General features: G+C 69.5%; 21 protein-coding genes and 1 pseudogene. 6 read left to right on the forward strand and 16 right to left on the reverse strand.

Going from position 1 to position 24,793, the window contains the following annotated elements; all coding sequences use genetic code 11:
• Positions 1-15 precede the first annotated feature (15 nt).
• A complete protein-coding gene (locus FB384_RS20095) occupies positions 16-633 on the forward strand; it encodes a TetR/AcrR family transcriptional regulator (RefSeq protein ID WP_183786304.1) in 618 nt (205 codons plus the stop codon).
• 373 nt (positions 634-1,006) lie between these two features.
• Here the strand turns inward: FB384_RS20095 and FB384_RS20100 are convergent, their stop codons facing one another.
• Both FB384_RS20100 and FB384_RS20105 read right to left on the reverse strand, forming a co-directional pair.
• The gene (locus tag FB384_RS20100; RefSeq protein ID WP_183786305.1) at positions 1,007-1,231 is read right to left on the reverse strand and encodes a hypothetical protein; all 225 of its coding nucleotides are present in this window, start codon (positions 1,229-1,231) and stop codon (positions 1,007-1,009) included.
• A 608-nt stretch (positions 1,232-1,839) separates the two neighbouring features.
• Entirely contained in the window at positions 1,840-2,577 is a 738-nt protein-coding gene (locus tag FB384_RS20105) for a GAP family protein (protein WP_183786306.1), read from the reverse strand.
• An 86-nt stretch (positions 2,578-2,663) separates the two neighbouring features.
• On the opposite strand from FB384_RS20105, the gene FB384_RS20110 reads away from it, so the two are divergent.
• From FB384_RS20110 to FB384_RS20120, 3 genes are all read left to right on the forward strand, one after another.
• A complete protein-coding gene (locus tag FB384_RS20110; RefSeq protein ID WP_183786307.1) occupies positions 2,664-3,272 on the forward strand; it encodes a TetR/AcrR family transcriptional regulator in 609 nt (202 codons plus the stop codon).
• Between the two features lie 203 nt (positions 3,273-3,475).
• On the forward strand, positions 3,476-3,784 hold the full coding sequence (locus FB384_RS20115; RefSeq protein WP_183786308.1) for a hypothetical protein: 309 nt from the start codon (positions 3,476-3,478) through the stop codon (positions 3,782-3,784).
• Between the two features lie 477 nt (positions 3,785-4,261).
• The gene (locus FB384_RS20120; protein WP_183786309.1) at positions 4,262-4,792 is read left to right on the forward strand and encodes a glyoxalase superfamily protein; all 531 of its coding nucleotides are present in this window, start codon (positions 4,262-4,264) and stop codon (positions 4,790-4,792) included.
• 366 nt (positions 4,793-5,158) lie between these two features.
• Here FB384_RS20120 and FB384_RS20125 read toward each other — a convergent pair whose 3' ends face one another.
• Complete coding sequence (locus FB384_RS20125; RefSeq protein ID WP_183786310.1) at positions 5,159-5,716, reverse strand: TetR/AcrR family transcriptional regulator; 558 nt, start codon at positions 5,714-5,716, stop codon at positions 5,159-5,161.
• Positions 5,717-5,810: 94 nt separating this feature from the next.
• Here FB384_RS20125 and FB384_RS20130 point away from each other — a divergent pair, with 94 nt between their 5' ends.
• A complete protein-coding gene (locus FB384_RS20130; protein WP_183786311.1) occupies positions 5,811-6,224 on the forward strand; it encodes a nitroreductase/quinone reductase family protein in 414 nt (137 codons plus the stop codon).
• 28 nt (positions 6,225-6,252) lie between these two features.
• Here the strand turns inward: FB384_RS20130 and nrfD are convergent, their stop codons facing one another.
• The 13 genes and pseudogenes from nrfD to FB384_RS20195 all read right to left on the reverse strand — a co-directional run bounded on the left by nrfD (position 6,253) and on the right by FB384_RS20195 (position 23,848).
• Positions 6,253-7,233, reverse strand: a complete 981-nt coding sequence (gene nrfD, locus FB384_RS20135; RefSeq protein WP_183786312.1) for an NrfD/PsrC family molybdoenzyme membrane anchor subunit — start codon at positions 7,231-7,233, stop codon at positions 6,253-6,255.
• A complete protein-coding gene (locus FB384_RS20140; RefSeq protein ID WP_183786313.1) occupies positions 7,230-8,159 on the reverse strand; it encodes a 4Fe-4S dicluster domain-containing protein in 930 nt (309 codons plus the stop codon). Before FB384_RS20140 ends, nrfD begins: the two co-directional genes overlap by 4 nt.
• A 143-nt stretch (positions 8,160-8,302) precedes the next feature.
• Positions 8,303-11,563, reverse strand: a pseudogene (fdh, locus tag FB384_RS20145) (formate dehydrogenase); the annotation flags it as partial.
• Between the two features lie 73 nt (positions 11,564-11,636).
• Positions 11,637-12,473 (reverse strand): dihydropteroate synthase, encoded by an 837-nt coding sequence (folP, locus tag FB384_RS20150; RefSeq protein ID WP_183786432.1) that lies wholly within the window; start codon positions 12,471-12,473, stop codon positions 11,637-11,639.
• Positions 12,474-12,593: 120 nt separating this feature from the next.
• Complete coding sequence (locus FB384_RS20155; RefSeq protein ID WP_183786315.1) at positions 12,594-13,640, reverse strand: ABC transporter ATP-binding protein; 1,047 nt, start codon at positions 13,638-13,640, stop codon at positions 12,594-12,596.
• Between the two features lie 342 nt (positions 13,641-13,982).
• Positions 13,983-15,350, reverse strand: a complete 1,368-nt coding sequence (locus tag FB384_RS20160) for a YjiH family protein (RefSeq protein ID WP_221213396.1) — start codon at positions 15,348-15,350, stop codon at positions 13,983-13,985.
• Between the two features lie 196 nt (positions 15,351-15,546).
• Positions 15,547-16,470, reverse strand: a complete 924-nt coding sequence (locus FB384_RS20165; protein WP_183786316.1) for a LysR substrate-binding domain-containing protein — start codon at positions 16,468-16,470, stop codon at positions 15,547-15,549.
• Positions 16,471-16,491: 21 nt separating this feature from the next.
• Entirely contained in the window at positions 16,492-17,322 is an 831-nt protein-coding gene (locus FB384_RS20170) for an HpcH/HpaI aldolase/citrate lyase family protein (protein WP_183786317.1), read from the reverse strand.
• A gap of 69 nt (positions 17,323-17,391) precedes the next feature.
• On the reverse strand, positions 17,392-18,567 hold the full coding sequence (locus tag FB384_RS20175) for a CaiB/BaiF CoA transferase family protein (RefSeq protein WP_183786318.1): 1,176 nt from the start codon (positions 18,565-18,567) through the stop codon (positions 17,392-17,394).
• A 114-nt stretch (positions 18,568-18,681) separates the two neighbouring features.
• The gene (locus FB384_RS20180) at positions 18,682-20,127 is read right to left on the reverse strand and encodes a GntP family permease (protein WP_183786319.1); all 1,446 of its coding nucleotides are present in this window, start codon (positions 20,125-20,127) and stop codon (positions 18,682-18,684) included.
• 469 nt (positions 20,128-20,596) lie between these two features.
• Positions 20,597-20,902, reverse strand: coding sequence for an AtuA-related protein (locus tag FB384_RS20185; RefSeq protein ID WP_183786320.1), 306 nt, complete (start codon positions 20,900-20,902; stop codon positions 20,597-20,599).
• 67 nt (positions 20,903-20,969) lie between these two features.
• Positions 20,970-22,310, reverse strand: coding sequence for an acyclic terpene utilization AtuA family protein (locus FB384_RS20190; protein ID WP_183786321.1), 1,341 nt, complete (start codon positions 22,308-22,310; stop codon positions 20,970-20,972).
• Positions 22,307-23,848 carry a CitMHS family transporter gene (locus FB384_RS20195; RefSeq protein WP_183786322.1) on the reverse strand — a complete coding sequence of 514 codons (1,542 nt, stop codon included), beginning with the start codon at positions 23,846-23,848 and terminating at the stop codon, positions 22,307-22,309. Before FB384_RS20195 ends, FB384_RS20190 begins: the two co-directional genes overlap by 4 nt.
• On the opposite strand from FB384_RS20195, the gene FB384_RS20200 reads away from it, so the two are divergent.
• Positions 23,841-24,779, forward strand: coding sequence for a LysR family transcriptional regulator (locus FB384_RS20200; RefSeq protein ID WP_183786323.1), 939 nt, complete (start codon positions 23,841-23,843; stop codon positions 24,777-24,779). The two genes, FB384_RS20195 and FB384_RS20200, sit on opposite strands and share 8 nt — an antisense overlap.
• Positions 24,780-24,793 lie beyond the last annotated feature (14 nt).

Genomic DNA, 24,793 nt, shown 5'->3' on the forward strand with positions numbered 1-24,793 from the left:
GATCGGAACCCGCCGATGTCGGCACCTTCTGACCACGACCGCGCGCACGCCAGCACGGGCAGGCCACGCGATCCTGAGGTCGACCGCCGGATCGCACTGGCCGCCGTCGCCGTGTTCGGCGAGGCCGGCTGGGCGGGCTTCAGCGTCGAATCGGTCGCCCGGCAGGCGGGCGTCGGCAAAGCGTCGATCTACCTGCGCTGGGAGACGAAGGAACAGCTGCTGCTGGATGCGCTGGCCGCCCACGTGGCGCCGGTCGTCGACGCGGACACCGGTTCGCTGCGCGGTGATCTGACCGCACTGGCTCGGCAGCTGGTCGAGCTGTACGCGGGGCCGAGCAGGCAGGCCGCGCTGCGGATGATGCTCGAGGCACCGATGATCCCTGGCCTCGCCGAGCGCTGCGACCAGCTGCGGCAGGCGCAGGTGAAGGCGGCCCGCGCCATGGTGCGGCGCGGCATCCGGCGCGGGGACCTGCCCGACGACAGCTCGGTCACCCTGCTGCTCGACACGCTGTGCGGCGGGGTGATCGCGCACATCCTGTCGACCCCTCAGCATCTGGAGGAGGCCGTCCAGGCAGGGCTGGACGAGTTCACCGAGAATCTGGTCGGCTTTCTGCTCGGCTCGACCCGCACGTAGCGGCACGGGTCGGCGGCGGGACTGGGAAGCAGGGGTCGGCGACGGAGTTGGGTCGATGCCTCGCCCAACACATAGGACCGCTCCATCAGGTCGGTCATCGCCCACTGGACGTCGGAGCGCTGCCGCTGGCTCCGCGCCGCCGCTGGCTCCACTCCGCGACCAGGTGGGCGAAGACCAGCCGCCGAGGCGGGCGAGAACCCTACCGCTCGGGAAGTGACTTCATGCACGAAAGCGCGGCCACGCCTCGGCATCCCGCTCGGGAAAGGTGTTCCGATCGAAACGTGTCATATCTTCGTTGTGAGCCAGGAAACCTGGCCACTCAAAAGTGGCACGCCTGTCTGTGCCGGCGGAGATCGTCAGTGTCCTCATCGGGTCAGTCGTCGGACCTTGCGGTTTTCCTTTGGCGCTGCTTCGCGTTCTTTCGTCCCAGCAGACTTACACCGACCAGCGCCACACCTACAGTGGTTGCTCCTATTTGGACTGCGGTGAGACCAGCACCGTCGGCGAAGCGTGTCAAAAGCCCGAAGTCGTCGTTCCACAAACCACCGATTCCGTTGATCACCAGAACTATTCCGACGATCTCTATTGCTGCTCGCATCAGCTCTCACCTTTCGTTGACTGATTTTCGGCCCACCCCTGACTCCGGTCACCGCCGGCTGGGCATGGGTCATGGGTGATATGCGCCTTGTGTGTCCGCGGGGTGTGGCTGCCCGGACATCGAGCTCGACGATGAGGCCTTGTGGCACCTCGACCTCGACGCGGGGGTCGCAGATCGACTCCGACGCGGGCGTCGCAGATCACTGTGCCGTGGCATCCGGCCTCGATCCCTGAGCGTCATTGTCGAGCTCCCATTTGAGCTTCCTGAACTCTGCTGAATGTGCGAACCAGCGGGTGACCCGGATGCCCTCGCCATTGGTTGCGATGACATGACTGGCGACTTCGTTCCTCCTGAGGTTCAGGTTTCGCCGGTGCAGGCGAAGGTCTTGGCGCCCGGAACTGAACTCGATACTTCTGTGGAACAGCCGGCCGAACCCAAGCGACGCGAGGGACACGGTGACGGAGAGAAGTAAGAACCTGCCAGCCGGTCGGCGTGGGAGGATGTGTGTCTCTTTTCATTGCCGCTCTCCGGACGTTCGGTGGGTTTCAGGAGCAAGGGACGGTTCCGGCCGAGGAGCGCGGCGACAGCTGATGGCGGCGCGTTGCTCATCAGCCGATCCATTCCAGCGCGGATACCGCCCGCAGGGCGAGGATCGCGCCCACGATGCCGATGATCCATGCGGTCGTGGAGTGCGCATGCTTGGTGAGCCAGTGATCGAGCCTGCTCAGCGGCCCCGCAAGCGCGGAGTGGGCGACGATACGTCCGAACGTCAGCACGAGCGCGGGGATGATCATGACGAAGCAGTACCCCGCCAACAGGGCAGCATCGCCGGGCCAGCCCGGCCCTTGGGTGGTGATGATTCCGATCGCCGCGAGATAGGGGATCATCGTCGCGACTTCCACCAGGACCGCGGTGACCGCCAGTGCCATCAGGGCCGCTGCCGACCCGACTTTGACCGTGCCGTCGCCCATCACCTTCGCCCGCCACCGCGAGATGCGTCCTTCACCGTTCGCTGCACGCTCAGCGGCCCGCGCCCTCGCGCCCTTGTTGTCCATCCGGATGCTGGCGACGAACAGGCCGAGTCCGACCGCGAGTTGGCCGATCAGGAATGCATCAGTCTCCCGCAGACCGTTGAACGTGTCGATCAGCGCAATGGCACCCACGAGCAGAGCCAGCCCGATGAGGAAGTAGGTCGCCGTCACGGCGAGCAGGAACAGCAGGACGCGCCCCACTCGCACCCGACCCGGTGTCATCAGCAGCCAGACCGGGATGAGCAAAGTGCCAAAACTCATGGAGTCGACCAAGGCGAGCACAACCAAGGTGCCCAGACTCATGGTGTCGGGCATGAGCACATGCCCTCACTTTCAGGTTGTAGTACGAGTGTGCTTCTATGTTTGACAGCAACGTAGCACGACTGTGCTAGTATGTGTCCATGCCGCGGACGATGGACAGGGACGCACGTAAGGCCCAGCTCGCGGAGGCGGTGTGGCAGGTGATCCTCGATCAGGGCATTTCGGCGGTTTCAGTTCGTACGGTCGCCGAACATGCAGGCGTCGTCGTCGGTTCGCTCAGACATGTCTTCCCGACGCGCTCGGAACTCGTGCAATTCTCAGCCGAGCTCATGATGGAGCGCGTTACCGAACGACTCCTCACTGCTACGCCCCACGATGACTCACGCGAGTATGCGTTCGCGAAAATCAAGAACGTTCTCCCGCTCGACCCTGACACCCGAGCCGAGTACGAGGTCAATCTCGCACTCCTTGCGGAGCGGGCCGCCGTGCCAGGACTGCTGCAGGTACGCCTCGACGCACATCACCAGCTCGCCAAACTCTGCGTCCGCCTCGTCGAGATACTGACAGGACAGGCCGGAACTCCAGCTGTGACTTCACGGGCGCATCGACTTCACGCACTGGTCGACGGGCTCGCATTCCACCTGTTTCATCAGCCCGTTGACGACGACACCACCTGGGCGCTCGACATCATCTGGAGCGAGGTGTCCACTATCGCCGCCGACGCGAATAGCGGCGAGATCTCGCACTGAGCCGACTATGCACGGTTCGCAAGCCTGCCACGAGTCGCGAGCAACGATCATTTCGCGTCGATCTTCTTGACCCACCGGACCTGTGGTCATGGCGGCTTTTTGTCGCCGAATCCTGCCGGGACTTTCCAATTCCACACTATTCACATACGAATCAGACGTCCGCTAAACATGAGGGTGCCACATTCTCGAACAGAGGAGAAATCATGTCCGAGACCACAAAGCTCACCCCACACGCTTCGCTGCCCACGATCCCCGTTTCGCCCGACTGGTCCGCCGAAGGCCGCACGGTGCGCACAGTCCTCACGACGCACGCGTGGACCGCGCCGCCTCTCGAGCGCGGTGCACCCGCGCACGACCGCGCTTTCGCCGCACTCAGCGACCTCCGGGTCGACTACGCGCGCTTTCTCCCGTGGTTCTCGCACCAACACGTGTCCGTGGCGGCACTCGAAGAGCCGACGGATACGGCCACTGCTCGAAATCGCGCGGCAGATGCGCAGGGCTGGTGCAGGTGACGGTCCGATGTCCTGGATTGCCGGATGCCTGCGGCCTCAACCGCAAAGTCCTGAGTGGCCCCGGCTCATCGTCTCGGTCAACCTTGGACAAGGACGAAGCAGAAGAACGCGGCGCAGGAAGGGGCGCCGCCGTCCCACCACGCGACCGGCCGGTGACCTTGCCTGCGCGGGAACCCGCGAAGGCTTTGAAATCGGCATCCAGCTCCCGATGGATTCTCCTGCAAAGAGGTTTCGCGGCCGCCATCGGTACGATGACGGCCCGCAGCGGGGCGGCTCACTCACCGCTGGATGCTGGACATTCGTTTTTGGTACTCTGTTCGCAGGGCTACTCGATGGGCCTGCCGCCCGCGCCGAGAATCTCGGCTTGGTGAACACATCGAATGCATCTTCTGCCAGAGGTTCTCGTGACTGTCACGGTGCCCCGGACGGCAACGCGGGCACCGGCCACGCTGACGGCACCGAGATGGCGACGAACTTATGCACTTCACCCTGAACGACGCCAAAATGGCCGCGCGAACGCTGCGACGAAGTCTGGCCGCGACTGACGTCATCATCAGCCATAGCCGCGCGCTGGAGACCGTCTCGCAACAACTCGGCTTCACCGACTGGAACACCGCATCAGCGCACCTGTCCGCTGGATGCCCTGGTACGGGAGCACCGGTCCCGGTGCTGCGCATCCACGACGAAGCCCTGGCACGGGAGTTCTACCTGAACTATCTGGGCTTCAACGTCGAATGGGAACACCGCTTCGAGCCCGGGATGCCTTTGTACCTGCGAATACGCCGTGGCGAGACGATCCTCGACCTCTCCGAGCACCACGGTGACGGCACACCGGGAACCGTAGTCTGGGTACCCGTAGCCAACGCCGCCACCTTCCTGGCCGACATCTCCGGACGATCGCACCCACGCCTCAACCCCGGCATCGATCGCGACGCTCCCGGTGGGGCCACGATCGAGATCACCGACTCGTTCGGGAACGTCCTCCGCTTCTGCGAAACGCACGACTAACACGGAGGCATGAACGGCAGGAACCTCCCGGCATGCAGCGCCGGGAGGTTCCTCGGATGCGACGCCGTCACGGGCGCATCCACCAGTTTCTCCGCCAGCGAGTCGTCCACCCGGAGGCCCGCACCCGCTCGATCATTCCCCAACGTCATCCACGGTTTCCATTACCGAACAGACATTTGATACATGTCCCTATCGAGCTGCGAACAACCGGGGCGGCAACATTCACGGACAGCCGGGTGTGCCACGACCGGGCCTCGAATCCACCGGACAACGCTCCGTCGGATCGCTTGCCGCCGAGACGCCTTCACGCCCCACTGCCGATTCCGCACCACGAGTCCGCAGCATCCGCCCACACCACCGTTGCACTCAGGAGCCGGCCCGCAGCTGTGCCGCGATGGTTGCGGCCAACTGCCTGCCCGCGGTGTCGTCGACCGCGGCGTGGCCGATCAGGATGCGGTACCAGAGCACGCCGTAGACCTGGTCGACGGCGAGGTCGGCGTCGACGTCCGGCAGCCATCGCTCGATGACCAGATACAGCTGTTCCCGCCGGTCGGCGGTGAACTCGGCGAGCACCGCGGCGGCGTGCTCGTCCCGCAGTGCCTCCGCCACGATCCCCCGCAGGGTTGCGGTGTATTCGGGTGTTCCCGCGGCGGCGAAGGTCGCGGCGACGAACGCCTCGAGGTCGCCTTCGAGGGAGCCGGTGGACGCCGTCGGCGCGAGACTCCGCGCCCGTTCGGTCATCGCCTCGAGCACGACCGCCCCTTTCGACGGCCACCAGCGGTAGATGGTCTGCTTGCCGACCTGCGCCCTGCCCGCGATCGCACCGAGTGTCACCGGCTCACCCGCGGCGAGCAGGTCCGTGGCGGCCGTGAGGATCGCCGCCCTGGCCTCGTCGTTCCGGCGGCGTCCGGTGTGTGCACGCATTCCTTGACGGTACCAACAGTCTCGACTAATTTCGACCGGTAGCCAACAGAGACCATCAGTACCGGCAACTGCCGACCGTTCGAAAGGACGGATGATGTGCGCACGCGACTCCCGCTCCGCAGGCAAGTTCCGGGTCGTCAACCGGCTGCACCGGATGGTCAACCCGGTGATGCGCCGGATCGTCGGCCGCATGCCCGGCCAGGCGCTCCTCGAAACCACCGGACACCGCACCGGCCGTGTCCGGCACACGCCCATCGGCGGGGCGATCCGCGACGGACGGTTCTGGTTCGTCTCCGACCACGGCGAGGCGTCGGCCTACGTGCGCAACCTGATGGCCGAGCCACGCGTACGGGTCCGGCAGCGCGGCGTCTGGTACTCCGGCACCGCGCACGTCCTGCCCGACGACGACGCCCGCGCCCGCCTACGCACCCTTCCGCGACTGAACGGCGTCATGATCAGGGCGCTCGGCACGAACCTGACGACCATCCGCATCGACCTCGACGACTGACGAGCTCCGGCGCACGCGGTGTCACGCCTCAGGCCTGCTCGCCCCGGTCGACCCGCCTGCGCTGCGGCACGACGACGTACTTCGGGTCCTTCGTGGACTCGACGCCCGCCTCGAAGATGCCGAACCGCTGCAGCGCACTCCCAGCGAGCAGCGCCAGGCCCGAGGCCACCGCAGCGGCACGGCTCCGGCCGGCCAGCAGACTGCCCAGTGCACCGCCCGCGGTCAGATACTCCGACCACCGCCGCAACCGGTGGGCCTTGCCCGTCCGGTAGGCCTCACTGACGACGCCGAGCCGCTCGTCCAGCTGCCGGGACGTGACCAGCTCGGTGACGGCGCCGACCGCGGCGAGTTTGCGCGCGGGTTCGGCCTCGTCGACAGGCGCGCACACCATGCCGAACCCGCCGCCCGCTGCCGCGGCCGAGCCGGTGAACACGAACGGCAGCCGGTCACGGGCCTCGTTCCACGCCGGCACCGCCGTGTGCGACAGCAGCACGGCCGTGTACGACGCCACGCCCGGAGCCACGGCCGCCGACGCCAGACCGGCCGGGCGCGCCAGCACGCCGAGCAGCTTTCCCGGCCGACTCCGCCGCAGCCGGGACGGCAGGAGTTCCGCCATCGCCGCGACACCGACACCGGGCCCGTAGGCCACGAGGATCCACGTGCCGACGCTCATCGGCGAACTCGGCTTCGCCACACGCAACATGTGGTGGAACCGCTCGGGCCTGCCCAGATCGGCGATCAGGAAGTACATGCTCGTGCCGAGGCCGCCGAGCGCCCCGAGGCGGGCGGCCTTCCGCAGCCGCGGCCGCCGTGTCAGGTCGGCGCCGGCGGCGAGCTCGGCACACGCCGCCGACAGCCCGCCCGCGAACAGGTACGCCGGTACGAGCCATTCCCACACCGGCTCCTTCAGCACCCGCCTGCCGTAGTACGAGCGGAAGTCCTCCTCGCCGGCCTGCCGCTGCTCGCGGCGTCCGTCCCCGGCACTCACGCGGCCCAGCGACCGGCTCATCGGCGGCTCCGTCCGAAGAAGACGGACACGGCCGCCGCGGCGAACGCCGCCGCGGCCACGCCCGCCCGCGACCACATCGATCCCGCGTCACGCGTCGGCACCACGGGATCCGGCGGCAGCCCGTACACCTCGGGTTCGTCCAGCAGCAGGAAGAACGCACCGTCGCCGCCGACGCCGTCGTTCGGATCCTCGCCGTACAGCCGCGCCTCGGTGACACCGTGCTCGTGCAGCGTGGCCACGCGCTCCCGCGCCCGCTCCCGCAGCTCGTCCAGCGGTCCGAATTGGATGGAGTCGGTCGGACAGGCCTTGGCGCAGGCCGGTTCCATGCCGTCACGCAACCGGTCGTAGCACATGGTGCACTTCCACGCCCTGCCGTCGCCCTCCCGCCGGTCGATCACGCCGTACGGACAACCGGACACGCAGTAGCCGCACCCATTGCAGATGTCGTCCTGCACCACGACCGTGCCGAACTCGGTGCGGAACAACGCGCCGGTCGGGCAGACGTCGAGGCAGCCGGCGTGCGTGCAGTGTTTGCACACGTCCGAACTCATCAGCCACCGGAAGTCGGTCCGCGTCTCCTCTCCGGTACCGGCTCCGGGCAGATCGAACGACGGCAGCCCGAGATCGACCGCGTCCGCCTCCCTCGCCGGGCTCGCCTCGCGTGGGGGCGCGGGCTGTTCGATGAACGCCACGTGCCGCCAGGAGTTCGCGCTCAGCTCACCGGTGTTGTCGAAGGACATGCCGAGCAGGTCGAACCCGTCGTCCGGAAGGAGGTTCCACTCCTTGCACGCCACCTCGCACGCCTTGCAGCCGATGCACACCGACGTGTCGGTGAAGAACCCGACTCGCTCCGGGTGCTCGGTGTAACCGGCATCGCCCGAGACGTCGTCCAGCGGCCCGAAGAAGCTCTCCCGCGAGACGGTCATGCGTCCTCCTCCCGATCGGTCGTGTCCGGTGCTGTCGTGTCCGGTGCTGTCGTGTCCGGTGCTGTCGTGTCCGGTGCCGGCCTGTCCGGCACGGTCGCATCCGACACGGTCATGCCCTGTGCGGCGGCATCCGACCCCGCCGTGTCCGCGGTGAGCACGTGCGATCCGGTCGCCACGGTCACCCCCGCGCGCCTGCGGTACTCGGCCAGGTACTCCAGCAGCTCACGTCCGCGCGGCCGCCTGCCGGGCCGGATGTCGCACGTGGCCACCTTGCTCTCCTGGATCAGCGTGTTCGGGTCCAGCACCACGCCGAGCAGGTCGTTGACGATGTCGCCGTCGACCTTGCCGCTCGGCCCCCAGTGATACGGCATCCACACCTGGTGCACCACCCGGCCGTCGAGCCGCAGCGGCCGCATTCGCTCGGTGACCAGCACCCGCGCGTCGACGGCGGCACGGCTGGTGACCACGTGGGCCCAGTCGAGGTTGGTGAGTCCGCGCTCGGCCGCCAGTTGCGGCGAGACCTCCACGAACAGCGCGGGCTGCAACTCCGACAGGTAGGCCAGCTGCCTGCTCATGCCGCCTGCCGTGTGGTGCTCGGTCAGCCGGGCCGCGGTGAACACGAACGGGAACACCTCACCGCCGGACTCGGGCGGTGCAGGGTTCGACGGATTGTCCGCACGGCTGTACACCTTGCGGGCCGGACTGCCCTGCTGGCTGTAGAGCAGGTTCGGCATCGGCGACTCGTGCGGTTCGTAGTGCGTCGGCAGCGGCCCGTCGACCACGCCGCTCGGTGCGAACAGCCACGCCTTGCCGTCGGCCTGCATGATGAACGGGTCGTCACCGGCAAGCGCGCCCGGTCCGGCCTCGCCGTACTCCGGTTCGAAGCCGGGCGGGGTGGTCTTCGGGAAGTCCGGCACGTCGTGGCCGGTCCACTCGCCGCGTTCGGCGTCCCACCAGACGAGCTTCTTGCGCTCGCTCCACGGCCTGCCCTGCGGATCGGCCGAGGCGCGGTTGTAGAGCACCCGCCGGTTCGCGGGCCACGCCCAGCCCCATTCGAGTGCCGTTTCGTCCTGCTCGGTCCGTGCGGTGCGGTTGCGGGCACGATTGACCCCGCCCGCGTAGACACCGCTGTAGATCCAGCAGCCCGCCGCCGTCGTGCCGTCGGAACGCAGCTGGAGGTAGCTGTCGAGGAGTTCGCCCGTGGTCAGGTCCACGCCGTTGATGCGGCGCAGCACGTCGTCGGCTGAGGGCTCCGGGAACTCCCCGTCCCCCTCGGTCCGGTAGTCCCACGCCAGGTCCTGCAACGGCCGGTCACGATCGTCGGTCGACCTGGCGAGCTTGCGCCGCAGCAGCCGTCCCAGGTGGTAGATGAACCACAGCTCCGAGCGCTGGTCCCCGCGCGGCTCGACGGCCCGGTCACGCCACTGCAGCATCCGCTGGGTCTGGGTGAACGTGCCCTCCTTCTCCACGTGTGAGGCTGCAGGGAAGAAGAACACCTCGGTGCGGCACTGTTCGGCGACGATCTCGCCGGTCTCGATCTCCGGCGCGTTGCGCCAGAACTCGGCGCTCTCGATCATCGTCAGGTCGCGCACGACGAGCCAGTCGAGGTTGGCCATGCCGAGCCGCTGCAGCCGCCCGTGCGCCGAGCCGACCGCGGGATTCTGGCCGAGCAGGAAGTAACCGAAGACCTTCCCGTCGATCATGTCCATCACGGTGCGGTAGGTGCCGTGGTCACCGTCGATGCGCGGCAGGTAGTCGAAGCGGTAGTCGTTCTCCTCGGACGCGGCCTCGCCCCAGTACTCCTTGAGCAGCGAGACGAGGTAGTCGTCCGCGTTGTGCCAATACCCCTTCTGGTGGGTGCCGCGGATCGACTCGACGTAGTCGGCTTTGCCCGCGTGCCGGGCGTCCGGCATGGGCAGGTATCCGGGCAGCAGGTTGTACAGCGTGGGAATGTCGGTCGAGCCCTGGATGCTCGCGTGCCCGCGCAGGGCCAGCACTCCCCCGCCGGGCCTGCCGATGTTGCCGAGCAGCAGCTGGATGATCGCTCCCGCGCGGATGTACTGGGCGCCCATCGAATGCTGGGTCCAGCCGACGCTGTAGACCAGCGCCGCGGTGTGCTCCCGCCCGGACGCGCTTGTCCACGCCCGACACACCTCGAGGAAGTCATCACGGGAGACGCCGCAGATCCGCTCCACCATCTCCGGCGTGTACCGCGAGAAGTGACGTTTCAGGATCTGGAACACGCAGCGCGGATGCTGGAGTGTCTCGTCGGTCGCGATCCCGGTGCCGCTCTCGAGTTTCGGCCCGCCCGATCCGTGCTGTTCGCCCGCGGACTGCTCCCGGTGCCGGTCGCCTTCGACCGAGTCCTCCGGGAATCCGTTCTCGTACTGCCACGTCGAGGTGTCGTACGTGCTGGTATCCGGATCGTAGCCCGAGAACAGCCCGTCGAGATCCTCTGTGTCGACGAACTCCTCACTGACCAGGAACGACGCGTTCGTGTAGGCCTGCACGTACTCCCGGAAGTCCAGGTCGTTCGACAGGATGTGGTTGATCACGCCGCCGAGGAACGCGATGTCCGAGCCCGCCCGCAGCGGGACGTGCTTGTCCGCGAGCGCGCTCGTCCGCGTGAACCGCGGGTCGATGTGCAGCACCGTGGCGCCGCGCGCCTTCGCCTCCATGACCCACTGAAAGCCCACCGGATGGGCCTCGGCCATGTTCGAGCCCATGATGACGACACAGTCGGCGTTGGCCAGGTCCTGCTGATAGTCCGTCGCGCCGCCGCGACCGAAGGAGGCTCCCAGACCGGGAACCGTGGCGGAGTGTCAAATACGCGCCTGGTTCTCGATCTGCACCGCGCCGAGGGCCGTGAAGAGCTTCTTGATCAGGTAGTTCTCTTCGTTGTCGAGCGTCGCGCCGCCGAGGCTGGCGATGCCCTGGGTGCGCCGGAGCGGGTTGCCGTGGGCGTCGGTCTCCTGCCAGCCCTTGCGGCGCGCGTCGAGCACCCGGTCGGCCAGCATGTCCATCGCCGTGGGCAGGTCGAGCTCCTGCCACTCGGTGCCGTAGGCGGGCCGGTACAACACCCGGTCCTCCCGGTGATCACCGGTGACGAGCTGCTTGCTGGCCGAGCCTTTCGGGCACAACCGCCCTCGGGAGACCGGACTGTCCGGGTTGCCTTCGATCTGCAGCACGCGCTCGCCCGCGGCGTCGCTGCCGACGTAGACGTTCTGGGCGCAGCCGACCGCGCAGTACGGGCAGACCGAGCCCGCCACCCGGTCGGCATCGGCGGTGCGCGGCTGCCGCTCGCGGGACTGCGGCGAAGCGGCGGCGTCTCCCCTTCCGAGCCGGTCGGCGCCCGTGAGCTGGCGATAGACCGGCCACGACCGGATCCAATCGCTCACACCCATGGACGTCCTCCACTCGGCTCGTCGCTTATCCGGGATCGTACCGCTCGAGCGCGGCTCCGTCAGCTCGCGACGATCACGCCAGTCCGCGGATCACGCGGGCGGGCGGTTTGTCGCCGCGGATCGCCGACACGACGTCGAGCGCCTGGCACGTCTCGGCCACGTTGTGCGCGCGGAAGACCGCTGCACCCTGCCAGGCACACACGGCGGTCGCGGCCAGCGTGCCGGGCAACCGCTCGCCCACCGCCCGGTCGAGCGTCTCGCCGATGAAGTCCTTGTTGGACAGCGCCACCAGCACCGGCCACCCGGTGTCGACCAGCCGTCCCAGCTCCCTGGTGAGTGTGAGTGAGTGCCACGTGTTCTTGCCGAAGTCGTGCGTGGGGTCGACCAGCAGCCCCTCGGCGGGGACCCCCATGCGGACCATGTCCTCGGCACGGCGCGTGACCTCGGCGATCACGTCGGCCACGACGTCGGGATAATGCACCCGGTGTGGCCGGGTACGGGGAACCGCGCCACCGGTGTGCGAGCAGACGTAGCCCGCCCCGTACTCGGCGGCGACCTCCGCCAGCCCCGGGTCGGCGCCCGCCCAGGTGTCGTTGAGCAGGTCGGCACCCTCCTCGCACGCGAGCCTGCCGACCTCACGACGCCAGGTGTCGACGCTGATCACCACGTCGGGGAACCGCTGTCGCAACTGCGCCACGAACGGCACCACACGCCGCGTCTCCTCGTCGACGTCCACGTCCGCGCCGGGCCCCGCCTTCACCCCGCCCACGTCGATGATGTCCGCACCGTCGGCGACCGCCCGCTCGGCCGCGGCGAGGGCCTCGTCGGCGGCGTAGGTGGCGCCGCGGTCGTAGAACGAGTCCGGCGTGCGGTTCACGATCGCCATGACCAGCGGCCGGTCCGAGCGCATCGCCCGGCCACGGAAGCGGATCACGGATCCTGCGGAAGTCTCACCGGTCTGCACCCCTCCAACGTATCGGTTCCCACCGCCGGCCCCGGGCCGCTCGGCCACACCGGCACCGGTCGTCCGTCACCGCGGTCGAGCGCCGACCCCCGCGCCTGCCCCTCCGGTGCCGCCGATGCCGTACCGGAGCCGGTCCTCGTCCGACAGCGACGCGGTGATCCCCCGCTGCGCCTCGGGCGGCAGCGTGTGCAGGATCGACGTCACCCGGTCCTTGCGCCGGATCGCCCCCTCTCGCGGCGGCAGTCCTGGGGTCGGCTGCAGCTGCGGGACGACGCCGCGCACATCGTCGACCGATCCGTCGTGGTGGCCCGCGGCCGCGTGGGCCTCCTCACGGGCGATCTGCGCCGAGTCCTTCTCCTCGCTCATGCCGATCGGGCCGCGGACGCGGCCGTTGAGGAACTGCTCGACGACGGGCTCGTCCGAGGTCAGCAGCACCTCGCGCGGGCCGAACATGACGAGTTCCTTGCGGAACAGCATGCCGATGTTGTCCGGCACGGTACGCGCCACGTTGATGTTGTGGGTGACGATCAGGATCGTCGCGTCGATCTGGGCATTCAGGTCCACCAGCAGCTGGGAGATGTACGCGGTACGCACCGGGTCGAGGCCGGAGTCCGGCTCGTCGCACAGGATGATCTCCGGGTCGAGCACCAACGCGCGAGCCAGCCCGGCGCGTTTGCGCATACCGCCGGAGATCTCACCGGGCAGCTTGTCCTCGGCCCCGGACAGACCGGTCAGCTCGAGCTTCTCCAGCACGATGCGGCGCACTTCGGTTTCCGACTTCTTGGTGTGCTCCCGCAGCGGGAACGCCACGTTGTCGTAGAGGTTCATCGACCCGAACAGCGCACCGTCCTGGAACAGCACGCCGAACAGCTTGCGGGTGTCGTAGAGCTTGCGCTCCGAACAGCGCACGATGTCGGTGCCGTCGACCGTGCAGGAGCCACGGTCGGGTTTGAGCAGGCCGATCATCGACTTGAGGAACACCGACTTGCCGGTGCCCGACGGGCCGAGCAGGACCGACACCTCACCCGGTGGCAGCGTCAGCGTCACGTCCCGCCAGATCGGCTGCTTGCCGAACGACTTGGACAGTCCTTCGACGACGACTTCCGCACCCACACTGCCTCCTGAAACCGCGCTCCGACGAGCGGCCGGATGTGAAACACGTTCCAGCCTGACACCCCAGCACAGAGGGGTCAAGCGAGGCGAATCCGCATTAACGGTGGTACGCTTCGGTAGCGCCGACTCGGCGGCAGGCACACCGCACCGGCACGGCGGCGGGCGCGGCGCGGTTTACCGGTGTCGGGCACGGCTGTGGATCGGCGGCAGGCGCGGCGACACAGCGGTGCAGCGGCGCGGCGACACAGCGGCGCGGCGACACAGCGGGTGCGGTGAGCGATGCGGCGTCGATGCACCCGAACGGCCCCGGTGCGACCGGCGGACCGGACGCACCGAGGACACTCAGTGCAGCAGCAGCGCCACCGGAGTGACCAGCAGGATCGTCAGGGCCACACGCTGGAACCAGATGACGATCATCCGCGGTACCGAGATCGGGATGTCGGTCGCCAGCACGCACGGGACCAATGCGGAGAAGAACACGATCTCGGACACGCAGATCACGGCCACGATGAACTTCACCACCGCCGTGGATCCGGCGACCACCAGCGCCGGGAGGAACATCTCGGCGATGCCCACCGCGGCGGCCTTGCCGATCAGCAACGGCTCCGGGGCCTGTGCGATCCAGGCGAACGGGTAGAACAGGTAGCCGAGCCAGTCGAACAGCGGGGTGTAGGTCGCGAGGGCGAGGCCCAGCAGTCCGATCGACAGGATCGACGGCAGGATCGCCATGGTCATGCGCAGCCCGGAGGCGACGTTGACGACGATGTTGCGCCCCAGCGACGGCGCCGCGGCCACGGTGGCACGTGCCTCCTGCCAGGCGCGCGCGACTCGGCGGCCGCCGACGTCCTGTTCCGGCCGCGGAGTCACGCCGTCGGCGCAGGTGTCGGGGATCCGCGACAGCGGCGGGATCCGCACCGTCACGGCGGTCACCACGAACGTGATCACCAGCGTGGTCCAGAAATAGGTGTTCCAGCTGCCCATCAGATCCAGCGTGGAGGCGACGACCACCATGAACGTGGCCGAGACCGTGGAGAACCCTGTCGCGATGATGGCGGCCTCGCGACCGGTGTACTTGCCCTGCCGGTACACCCGGTCCGTGATCAGCAGGCCCAGCGAGTAGCTGCCGACGAACGAGGCGACCGCGTCGATGGCCGATCGTCCCGGGGTGCGCCACACCGGCCGCATGACGGGGCGCAGCAGTACGCCGATGAACTCGAGCAGGCCGTATCCGACGAGCAGCGCGAGGAACACCGCCCCGATCGGCACCAGCAGGCCCACCGGGATCACGAGACTGTTCATCAGGAACGGGCCCATGTCCTCGTCGAACAGCCATGCCGGTCCGACGTCGAACACCAGCATGCCGCCGACGACGAACCCGGCCACCTTGGCGATCGAGAACACCACCGACATCGCCGACCGGTTCCACGTCCCGGAGACGAACGGGTACACCGCGCCGGCGAGAATGATCGCCAGCATCAGATACGGCAACGCCGCGGGTATCGCGGCCTCGACCGCGGTGACCAGATGGTCCAGCACGATCGAGCTCTCGCCGCCGATCGAGACCGGGACGAAGAACACGAACGCACCGACGACGCTGTAGGCGAAGAACTTCCACATCGGAACCCGGCCGGCACCGCCTTGGGGTTCGGCACGGCCGTCCCCGGCGTCGTGGCCGCCGGGATCGTCGTCCCGTCGCTGTTCGGTCGCCATACGCCACCTCCTTCGATGGCAGGCAGCGTCGCACCACTCCGCACCGGCGTTGAACAGCTCACACCCACGAATGGTCTCGGATCTCAGACGACGGTCCGCCGACGGCGGCCCGCCGGGTCCCGGCCACGGCCGACGCACCGGCGGGCACCCGCGGCCGCCACGCGGTCACCGGCGGGCACCGACGGCCGCCACACGGTCACTCGATGCCCGGCCACTGCCCTTCGGCGGCGAGTCGCTCGGTGACCTCCACGACGCCGCGACGCACCGCCACCACGGCTTCCCGCGGCTCGTACGACTCGGTGGTGGTCCGGACGGCCACGTGTCGGCGCAGGCCCGGTTCGACGATGCGGCGGACACCGAGCTCTCGGGCCTCACCGCGACCGGGGACGACCGACAGCGGCAGGATCGTGCAGGCCTGCCCGCCTGCCGCGATCCGCAGCATCGTGCCGAGCGACTCCACGTCGCCCACGACGGCGGGCCGCAGCCCGGCGGCGGCGAAAGTGCGGTCGATGAGCGCACGCAGGTGACTGTTCGCACCGGGCGTGACGAGCGGCACGGCGTGCAGCTCGGACAGGGCCACCTCGGCGTCGGACGGAGGCCGCGGATCGGGCTGTCCGACGAGATAGAGCTCCTCGGAGTACAGCGGCACCTCACCGGCCCGCGGCGCGGCGTCCTCGCGGAACACCGCGGCGAGATCGAGCCTGCCCGCCAGCAGCAGTTCGTGGATGTAGCCGCTCATCGACTCGAACAGCTGCAGGTGGATACCGGGATAGTGGTGCTTGACCCAGTCGAACAGGGCGGGAGCCAGTGGTGCCGCGACCGTGGTCGGCAGGCCGACCGCCACCGGTCCGTGCACGTTGTCACGGTGGTCGGCGACGTCGCGCGCGAGCCGGTCGAACTGCCGCACGAGTTGCTGGGCGTCGCGGTAGAGCGCGGTGCCGGTGGGCGTCGGGCGCACGCCCCGGGGGCCGCGGACCAACAGCTGCACCCCCAACCGGGCCTCGAGCTGCGTCATGCGCTGGCTCAGCGCGGGCTGCGACACGTGCAGCCTGCCCGCGGCCGTGGACAGGCTCCCGGCCTCCACCACGCTGATGAAGTCCCGCAGGTGCGCGATGTCCACGTAGCCGCCCGTCGCCGATCGTCAGTCGCCGTCCCGCCGCCGGCGCCACGCGATGCGCCGCGCACGTTCGACAACGGGACGATCGATCATCTCACCGTCCACGACCGCCGCGCCGTCGGACTCGACGGCCAGCACGCGCTCGGCCCACGCCAGTTCCTCGGCGGTGGGTGCGAACGCGGCGTGCACGAGCGGCACCTGCGTGGGGTGGATACACAGCTTGCCGCCGAATCCCCAAGCGAGCGCGCGTTCGGCGGAACGGGTCACCGCATCGGTGTCGCGGATCGCGGTGCTCACTCCGTCGACCGGTTGCGGCAGCCCGCGGGCCGCGGACCAGCGGACGAGGTCGGAACGGGCGGTGTCGAGGGCCGCGTCGGCGCTCACCCCCAGATCGAGCGCGAGGTCGACGCTGCCGAACAGCAACCGCACGACGTCGTCGGCGGCCGCGATGCCGCCGAGCTCCACCAGACCCCGCGCGGTCTCGACGAGTGGCAGCACCGGTGCCGCTGCGGCCGTGGCTGCGGCGGCGACGTCGTCGGCGCTCTCGGTCTTGGGCAGCACCACCGCGTCGGGGCCGAGCCGCCGGCATGCGGCCAGGTCGGCCTCACCGTGCTCGGTGTGCAGCGCGTTGACGCGGACCACCACGACGACGTGGTCGCCGCCCGGCCAGTGCCGCACCAGGTTGTCCCTGGCCGTGTCCTTCTCGTCGGCACCGACAGCGTCCTCGAGGTCGATCACCACCACGTCGGCACCCGCACCGATCGCCCGCTCGAACCGTTCGGGACGGGATGCCGGCACGAACAACCAGCTCACCGCCTCGGCGATCGCCGTCCGTTCCCTACCGTCCTCGCCCATCGCTACCCTCCACATCGCCTGCCGGCCGCCCACCGGACGTCCCGGTCTCCGTCCTCGTCGAGCCGCCGGTCATGCCACACCGTCGGCGACCAGGCCATCGATCTCGTCACCCGACATGCCGAGTCCGGCCAGGATCCCCCGCGTGTGCTCCCCGAGTGCGGGCACCGGGTCCATCCTCGGTGCGGGATCGGTGAGGCCGGGCAGCGCGGGCGAGGCGACCGGCCCCGCCGGCGTCTGCACCTCGTGCCAGCGGCCGCGGGCCGCCAACTGCGGGTGCTCCCATACCTCGCTCACGCTGTTGACCCGGGCGTTGGCGACGGGGATGTCCGACAGCAGCGCGATGGCGGCGTCGCTCGACAACTCGGCGAACCGGCCGGCGACGATCGCTCCCAGCGCGTCGCGATGAGCGTTGCGGTCGGTGTTGGTGGCGTAGTCCGGGTGGTCGGCAAGTTCGGCACGTCCGAGGAACCGCTCGCAGAACAGCTTCCACTCACGCTCGTTCTGGATGGCCATCATGACGACCTTGCCGTCGCCTGCGGTGAACGGTCCGTACGGGTAGATCGTCGCGTGCGCCGCGCCCGCGCGCGGCGGTGGCTCGGCACCGTCGTAGGCGTAGTACATCGGAAACCCCATCCACTCCACGGTGGATTCCAGCATCGAGACGTCGATGTGCGTGCCCACGCCCGTCCGGCCGCGTTCCAGCAGTGCCGCGAGCACGGAGCTGTAGGCGTACATGCCGGCGGCGATGTCGGACACGGAGATACCCACCTTCGCCATCTCCTCGGGCGTTCCGGTGGCCGACACCAATCCTGCCTCGCTCTGGACCATCAGGTCGTAGGCCTTGCGTGTCTCGTAGGGACCGGGAGCGCCGTAGCCGGAGACGTCGCAGACGATCAGGCGCGGATCACGCTGCCGCAGGGCCTGCGCACCGAGCCCGGCCCGCTCCGCCGCACCGGGCGCCAGGTTCTGGATGAACACGTCCGCGTCGTCGATGAGCGTGCGCAGCACCGACATGCCGCGCGGATCCTTGATGTCGAGTGTGAGGGATTCCTTGTTGCGGTTCACCCACACGAAGTGCGAGCTCAGCCCCCGCACCCGGGAATCGTAGGCACGGGCGAAATCCCCGACACCGGGACGCTCCACTTTGATCACCCGCGCGCCCAGGTCGGCCAACTGCCTGCTCGCGTACGGAGCGGCGATGGCCTGTTCGAGCGACACGACGGTCACGCCACGGAGAGGTTGCATACCTGCGCCTTTCGCTGTCGACCACCGATCTTCCTTCCGGCTTTCCGGGCGCGCCGGGCACCGGCTCGCCCGGTTCGTGCCGTCGTCGTGGCCCGCCGCCCGGCCGGTAGCACGTCACACCACCATGCCCAGAGCCATGACCAGTACCAGCGACACCACCGACGCTAGGGAGGTCACGAACGTCAGTGCCTTCAGCGCACCGCGTGTGGTGACACCGAGCAGGGTCTGGAACATCCAGAAGAAGTTGCTGTTGAGCTGCAGCGCGAACAGGGCACCCGAACCGATCGCCAGCGCGAGGACCTCGGCGGGGATGCCGAGCCCGCCCATGATCGGCGCCAGGATTCCGGCCGCGGCGATCCCGGCGACCGCGATGGAGCCGATGGCCAGGTGCAGCACGGCGGCGACGAGCCAGGCCAGCAGCACCGTCACCAGTGCGGGCACCCCGGCGCCCGCGGTGAACATGCCGGAGAGCACGTCGTCGAGGTTCGTCTCGCCGATGACCGCCCCGAGCGACCCGCCCACTCCGGTGACCAGCAGGATCTGCCCCGTGGAGTTGAAGCCCGCGGTCATCGACTCGCCGAGGGCATCGGCGCCGAGTGTCCTGCGTGCCAGGACATACGCCCCGACGAGGCCCGCGAACAGTGCGAACACCGGGTCCCCGAGGAACGCGAGCACATCGGACTTCACACCGGCCGCCTCGGTGATCGCACCGGTCGCGATGAGCAGCAACGGCACGACGATGGGCAGCAGCGACACGGTCAGCGGAGGCATCGCACGTTCCGGGACCGCCGTGGTGGTCGTCCCACCCGCGGCTGCCGGGCCGCTCCCGTCGTCACGGGTGTCCGCGGCGGGTTCCGGAGTGGATGCCGGAGCGGCGGTCCCCACATCGTCTCCGGTGGCAGCCACCGCCTGAGTGTCCGGTGTGGACCCGCTTTCGTCCTTGGCGGCGTTCCAGAATCCCCTCGCCAGCATCCTGCCGTAGACGAACACGGTCAGCAGCGCCGTCACCGGGCCGAGCACGAAGCCGTAGAGCAGGATCGTGCCGAGCGGCACGTCGAGCAGCCCCGCTATCGAGATGGTGCCGAGGCCCGGAACGACGAACACGTAGCCGATGAGGATTCCCGCGGTCAGCGAACCGGCCATCATCGGCAGACCATTGCGGCCGAGGTGAGGTGCTGCGGACCGGGCCAGCGGCGCGGCGAGCACGAGCTGAACGTCGACGTAGATCGAGGGGAAGACCGAGCTCAGTGCGACGGCGAGCGCGTACGGCAGTCGCCGTGGCCCCAGCGCCCGCAACAGCTTCTCCACGACCTTCTGCAGCGCGCCCATCGCGTGCAGCAGACCTCCCAGCAGCACGCCGAATCCGATGAGCAGGCCGACCTCGGCCATGATGTCGCCGAAACCGGTGGCCACCGTGGTGATCGTCTTCTCGAAGCCGAGTCCCGACGCCAACCCGAGATAGAGCGAACCGACGACGAGCGCGATGACCGGTTCGACCTTGACCACCAGGATCAGAGCGATGACGGCGGCGATCGCGACCGCCGCGTGCAACACGACCATTGTGTCTTCCGTTCCTCTCCGCCGAAGCGCCGGTACGCGATCGAAACACGCCTCGGCCGGCACCGGTAGACGGTGATCACCAAGATCGGTATAGGCCGGCCTTATACCGGCCGCGCGACCACGGCGCCGCCGGTCGTTCGGCCCGGCAGGCCGCCAGTGTTCCTTCGAAGGAGGCGTCCTGGTCGACGTGGTGATCACAGGCCCAGCTGTCGCCGGTCGCAGGCTCGGCCGCCGCTGGTGGATGGCCGTGGCTGCCGGTCGGTCAACGCCCGCGATCCCGGCCCCGCAGGTCGACACCGGTTCGACGATGCTGCGTGCCGCCCGGCTCGACACCCCGCGGTCGACACCCCGCGGTCGCCTCCCCCACAGTCACCGCCCCACGGTCACCACCCCGCGGTTACCGCCGACCCTGTCGACGCTGCGGCCGCGTGGTCCGTACCACCGCCAGGCCCGTGCGGGTGTTCGTTCGTCAGCCGAGTTCCAGCGTCAGCAGGTGGTAGCCGAGGGTCTTGCCGTGCCCGTCCAGCACCGTCGAGCCGGTGACGCCGCCACCGAGCACCCCGGGAAGGCGGAACACCAGCGCGGGCAGCCCGGCCACGACGTGCCTGCCGACGTCACCGGTGACGAGCGGGGCGAAATGCGCCCGCACCACATCGGCAGTGAGCCGCCGCTCGAGCACGGCGAACGCGGCGTCGTCACGGGGCAGCACGGCCAGCATCAGCGTGTCCCCCTTGTCGCCCGCCCGGACGTCGGCCAGCTCGTCCACCGTGGCCATCACACCACCCCCGCCGTCACCTTCTCGCGTCCCGTCACCGCGGCACGACCGCTACGACACCCATCCATCACGGCAGCACCGTCACCCGCGGGGACACGTGCTCGCGCGGCACCACACACGACCGCACCGCGACGACCTCCGTGACGCTCCTGCGCGCACCGCCACCGCCCGCGGGCCCGTTGGTGTAGAGGGATTCCACCTCCCAGCCGACAGCCTCGGCGGCCTCGGCCGACGGCACGCGCGCGGACACGCGCACCCGCACCTCCACGGGGTCGACCGCGGGGGCGAGTCCGCGCAGCGCCGCGCCCGCACCGATGTACTCGACGTCGATCGCCTCCTCCGGCAGGCCGTGCACGGCGACGAGGCGTTCGCGCGCGATGTCGGCCGCCATCCGGGCACGGTCGAGGCAGCGCGGGCCCGCGTACGTCAGCTGCCCCTCACCCAGCCAGCCTCCCCGGAACCCGAGTGTCACCTTCAGCCCGCCGGGACGCGGCCGGCCCGTCGCGCCCTGCGCCGCGACCCGGTCGGGCCCGACCTCGGTGAAGCTGACACCGCTGAAGTCGGCGACCACGTCCGGTGTCACGTAGGCAGCGGGATCGTCCACTTCGTACAGCAGCTGCTCGCCGCACGTCCGCCTGTCGAGCCTGCCCCCTGTGCCGTCGGGTTTGCCGAGCACGGCGGTCCCGTCCGAGCTCACGTCGGCGAACGGGAAGCCGAGCCGGGCAGGGGCCGGTACGGGTTTGGTGACCGGGTCGGCGAAGTAGCCGCCCGTGAGCTGGCCCGCGCATTCGAGCAGATGACCCACGAGCGTGCCCTTGCCCAGCAGTTCGTGCTCATCGACATCCCAGCCGAACTCGTGGCGGAGCGGGCCGAGGTACAGCGCCGGGTCCGCGACGCGGCCGGTCACCACGACGTCCGCGCCGGCGGAGACCGCGTCGGCGACCGGCTCGGCACCGAGGTAGGCGTTGGCGGAGATGAGTTCGTCGTCGATCTCCGACAGCGGCGTACCGGTCTCCCACACCACCGGGTCGAGTGCGCGCACGAGGTCGAGCACGTCATCGCCGGTGACCACGGCGATCCGCGTACCGAACCCGGCCTCCGCCGCGACGCGCGCCGCGCAGTCGCCTGCAGCCTCCGGATTGGCCGCACCCGAGTTGGTGACGACGGTCGTCCCGGCCGCGTGGCAGTGCGGCAACACCCCGCGCAGCCGCGCCGCCAGCAGCGGGTCGAATCCGGCGGCCGGGTCGGCGAGCCTGCGGGCGTGTCCGGCCGCGACGGTGCGCTCGCCGAGGCATTCGAACACGAGGTAGTCCGGCCGGGCGTGGCGCGCGAGCTCCACCGCCGGGTCGATCCGGTCTCCGGCGAATCCCGCACCCGCGCCGAGGCGCACCGTCCGCGCCGCCGTCATGCCGCCCACACCGGGATCGCGCCGGTGGCCAGCGCGACGGCCAGCATCACCAGGCTCGCCAGCCACGCCCAGCCGATGAGCGCGCGGATGTGCTTGCCGATCTCCACGCCGGCGAGGCCGACGAGCAGGTAGAAGGATCCGGTCAGCGGGCTGATCGGGAATCCGAGGGTCTCCTGGCCGAGCAGCGCTGCCTGCGCGAGTTCGGTTCCGGTGATGCCGAACTGTTCACCGACCCCGGTCAGCACGGGCAGCACACCGAAGTAGAAGGCGTCGGGCCCGAACAGCAGACTCAGCGGCACGCCGAGCACTCCGACGATCAATGGCAGTGCGGGTGCGGCACCGGCCGGGATGGCCTCGGCGGACGCGGTCGCCATCGCCTCGATCATGCCGGTGGCTTCGAGAATGCCGAGGAACACGCCCGCGGCCAACAGGGTGATGACCATGAGCATGGCGCCCTTGGCGTGCGCCTCGATGCGCTCGGTCTGTGCCCGCAGACCCGGGTAGTTCACGACCAGTGCCAGCACCAGTCCGGCCAGGAACAGTGTTTCGGCGGACGCGAGGCCTGCGACGAGGCCGCCGACCACCGCAGCGGTCAGCGCGATGTTGAACCAGAACAGCCTCGGCCTGCGCAGGCCGCCCGCCGTGGCGTCACCGCCGTCGGAGTCGCCGCCGTCGGAGTCGCCGCCGTCGGACGAGCCGGCCGGGCCGGGGTCGGTGCCTGCATAGACGGCATTCGTCCCGGAACCGCCGGACTCGGCCGGGTGCGTCACCGCGCGGGGCTCCGGCCCGCCCGCCGCCGCGACGGGGACCGGTTCCGCGGCGGTGATCCGCTTGCTCTCCCGCCTGCCGAGCCACCATGCGATCACCAGCACCGTCACGATCCCTGCGATCTGCGCGGGGATCAACGGAACCCAGAGGTCGTTGACCGGGACGTCGGTGGTGCTCGCGGCCCGCAGCGCGGGACCGCCCCACGGCAACAGGTTCATCACACCCGCGCCCAGGCCGACACACGTGGCGAGCAGCAGGCGCCGCATGCCGAGCCCGTCGAAGACCGGCAGCATCGCGGGGATCGTGATGAGGAACGTCGTGGCCCCGGCACCGTCCAGGTGCACGGCGCACGCCAGTGCGGTCGTCGCCACGCACACGGTGGCGGGTGTGTCACCGGCGAGACCGACGATCCGGTCGATGATCGGGTCGAACATGCCCGCGTCCCGGAGCACTCCGAAGAAGGCGATGGCGAACACGAACATCGCGGCGGTACCTGCGACGTCGGCGATGCCGGCGCCCGCGAACTCACCGACGTCGGCCGGGGTGAACCCCGCGACGAACGCGGCCACGATCGGCACGCCGGCGAGCGCCACGACGGCGGCCACCCGGTTGGTCAGCAGTAACGCCAGGATGACGCCGACGGTTGCAAAGCCCAGCCAAGACAACATTGTCCAGGACCTCTCCACGGTTTCGGATCTGCGGAGAAGTGTGCTGCCGACACCCACTGCCGTCCAGCATTGATTCCGGATAGATTGATGCACTATGAGCATAGACTTGTCGATGCGGCACCTGCGTGCGATCGTCGCCGTGGCCGATGCCGGCGGCTACAGCGCGGCGGCTCGCGAACTCCACATCGCACAGTCCTCTGTGAGTAGATCGGTGCTGGAATTCGAACGTCGAGTGGGCGTGTCCCTGTTCGAACGCACCACGAGAAGTGTCGTGCCGACGCCGGACGGCGCGGAATTCCTCACGATCGCGCGCCGACTGCTGGCCGACTTCGACGCGGCGCTCAACCACTTCGAGGGGTACCTCGCGGGCACCCGCGGCTCGGTCACCGTCGCCGCCCTGCCCTCGCTGGCGGGCAGCATGCTGCCGACTGCGCTGGCGGATTTCCGCCGCGACCGGCCGGACGTGACGGTGTCGGTGCGCGACGGACTCGCCGACGAGGTGCTGGCGCACGTCGTCGAGGGAACGGCGGACATGGCGGTCACGGTGGCGCCGACGGTGCCGGCCGGGCTCAGCGCTCCCCGTATCGCGGTCGACCGGTTCGTCGGTGTCTTCCCGCCCGGTCACCGTTTCGACGGTCGCACACGGGTCACCTGGGGTGATCTGGCCGGCGAGCCGTTCGTCGCGTTCGACCGCGACACGAGCATCCGCACTTACGTCGACCGCACTCTCACCGAAGCCGGGATCGAGCTCGGGCCCGTCACCGAGGCCCGCAACATCGGCGCGGTCGCGGGCCTCGTGGCGGCCGGACTGGGCGTGTCGATGGTCCCGGCGCTCGTGGTGCCCATGATGGGCTTCGCGGGAGTGCAGCACACCGCCGCCACCGGACCCGTGGTCGAGCGCGACATCCGGCTCGTCCACGACCCCGCCCGCCCGCTGTCCCGCATCGCCCGCGCGTTGCGGGACACGCTGCTCGGCGCCGCCGCCCGTGGTCTCGACCTGCCCGCCGGGGCGCGGTGGACCACCGGCGACTGAGCCCGGCTCCCCGG

The organism is Prauserella sediminis, from assembly GCF_014195435.1.
Taxonomy (GTDB): Bacteria; Actinomycetota; Actinomycetes; order Mycobacteriales; family Pseudonocardiaceae; genus Prauserella; species Prauserella salsuginis.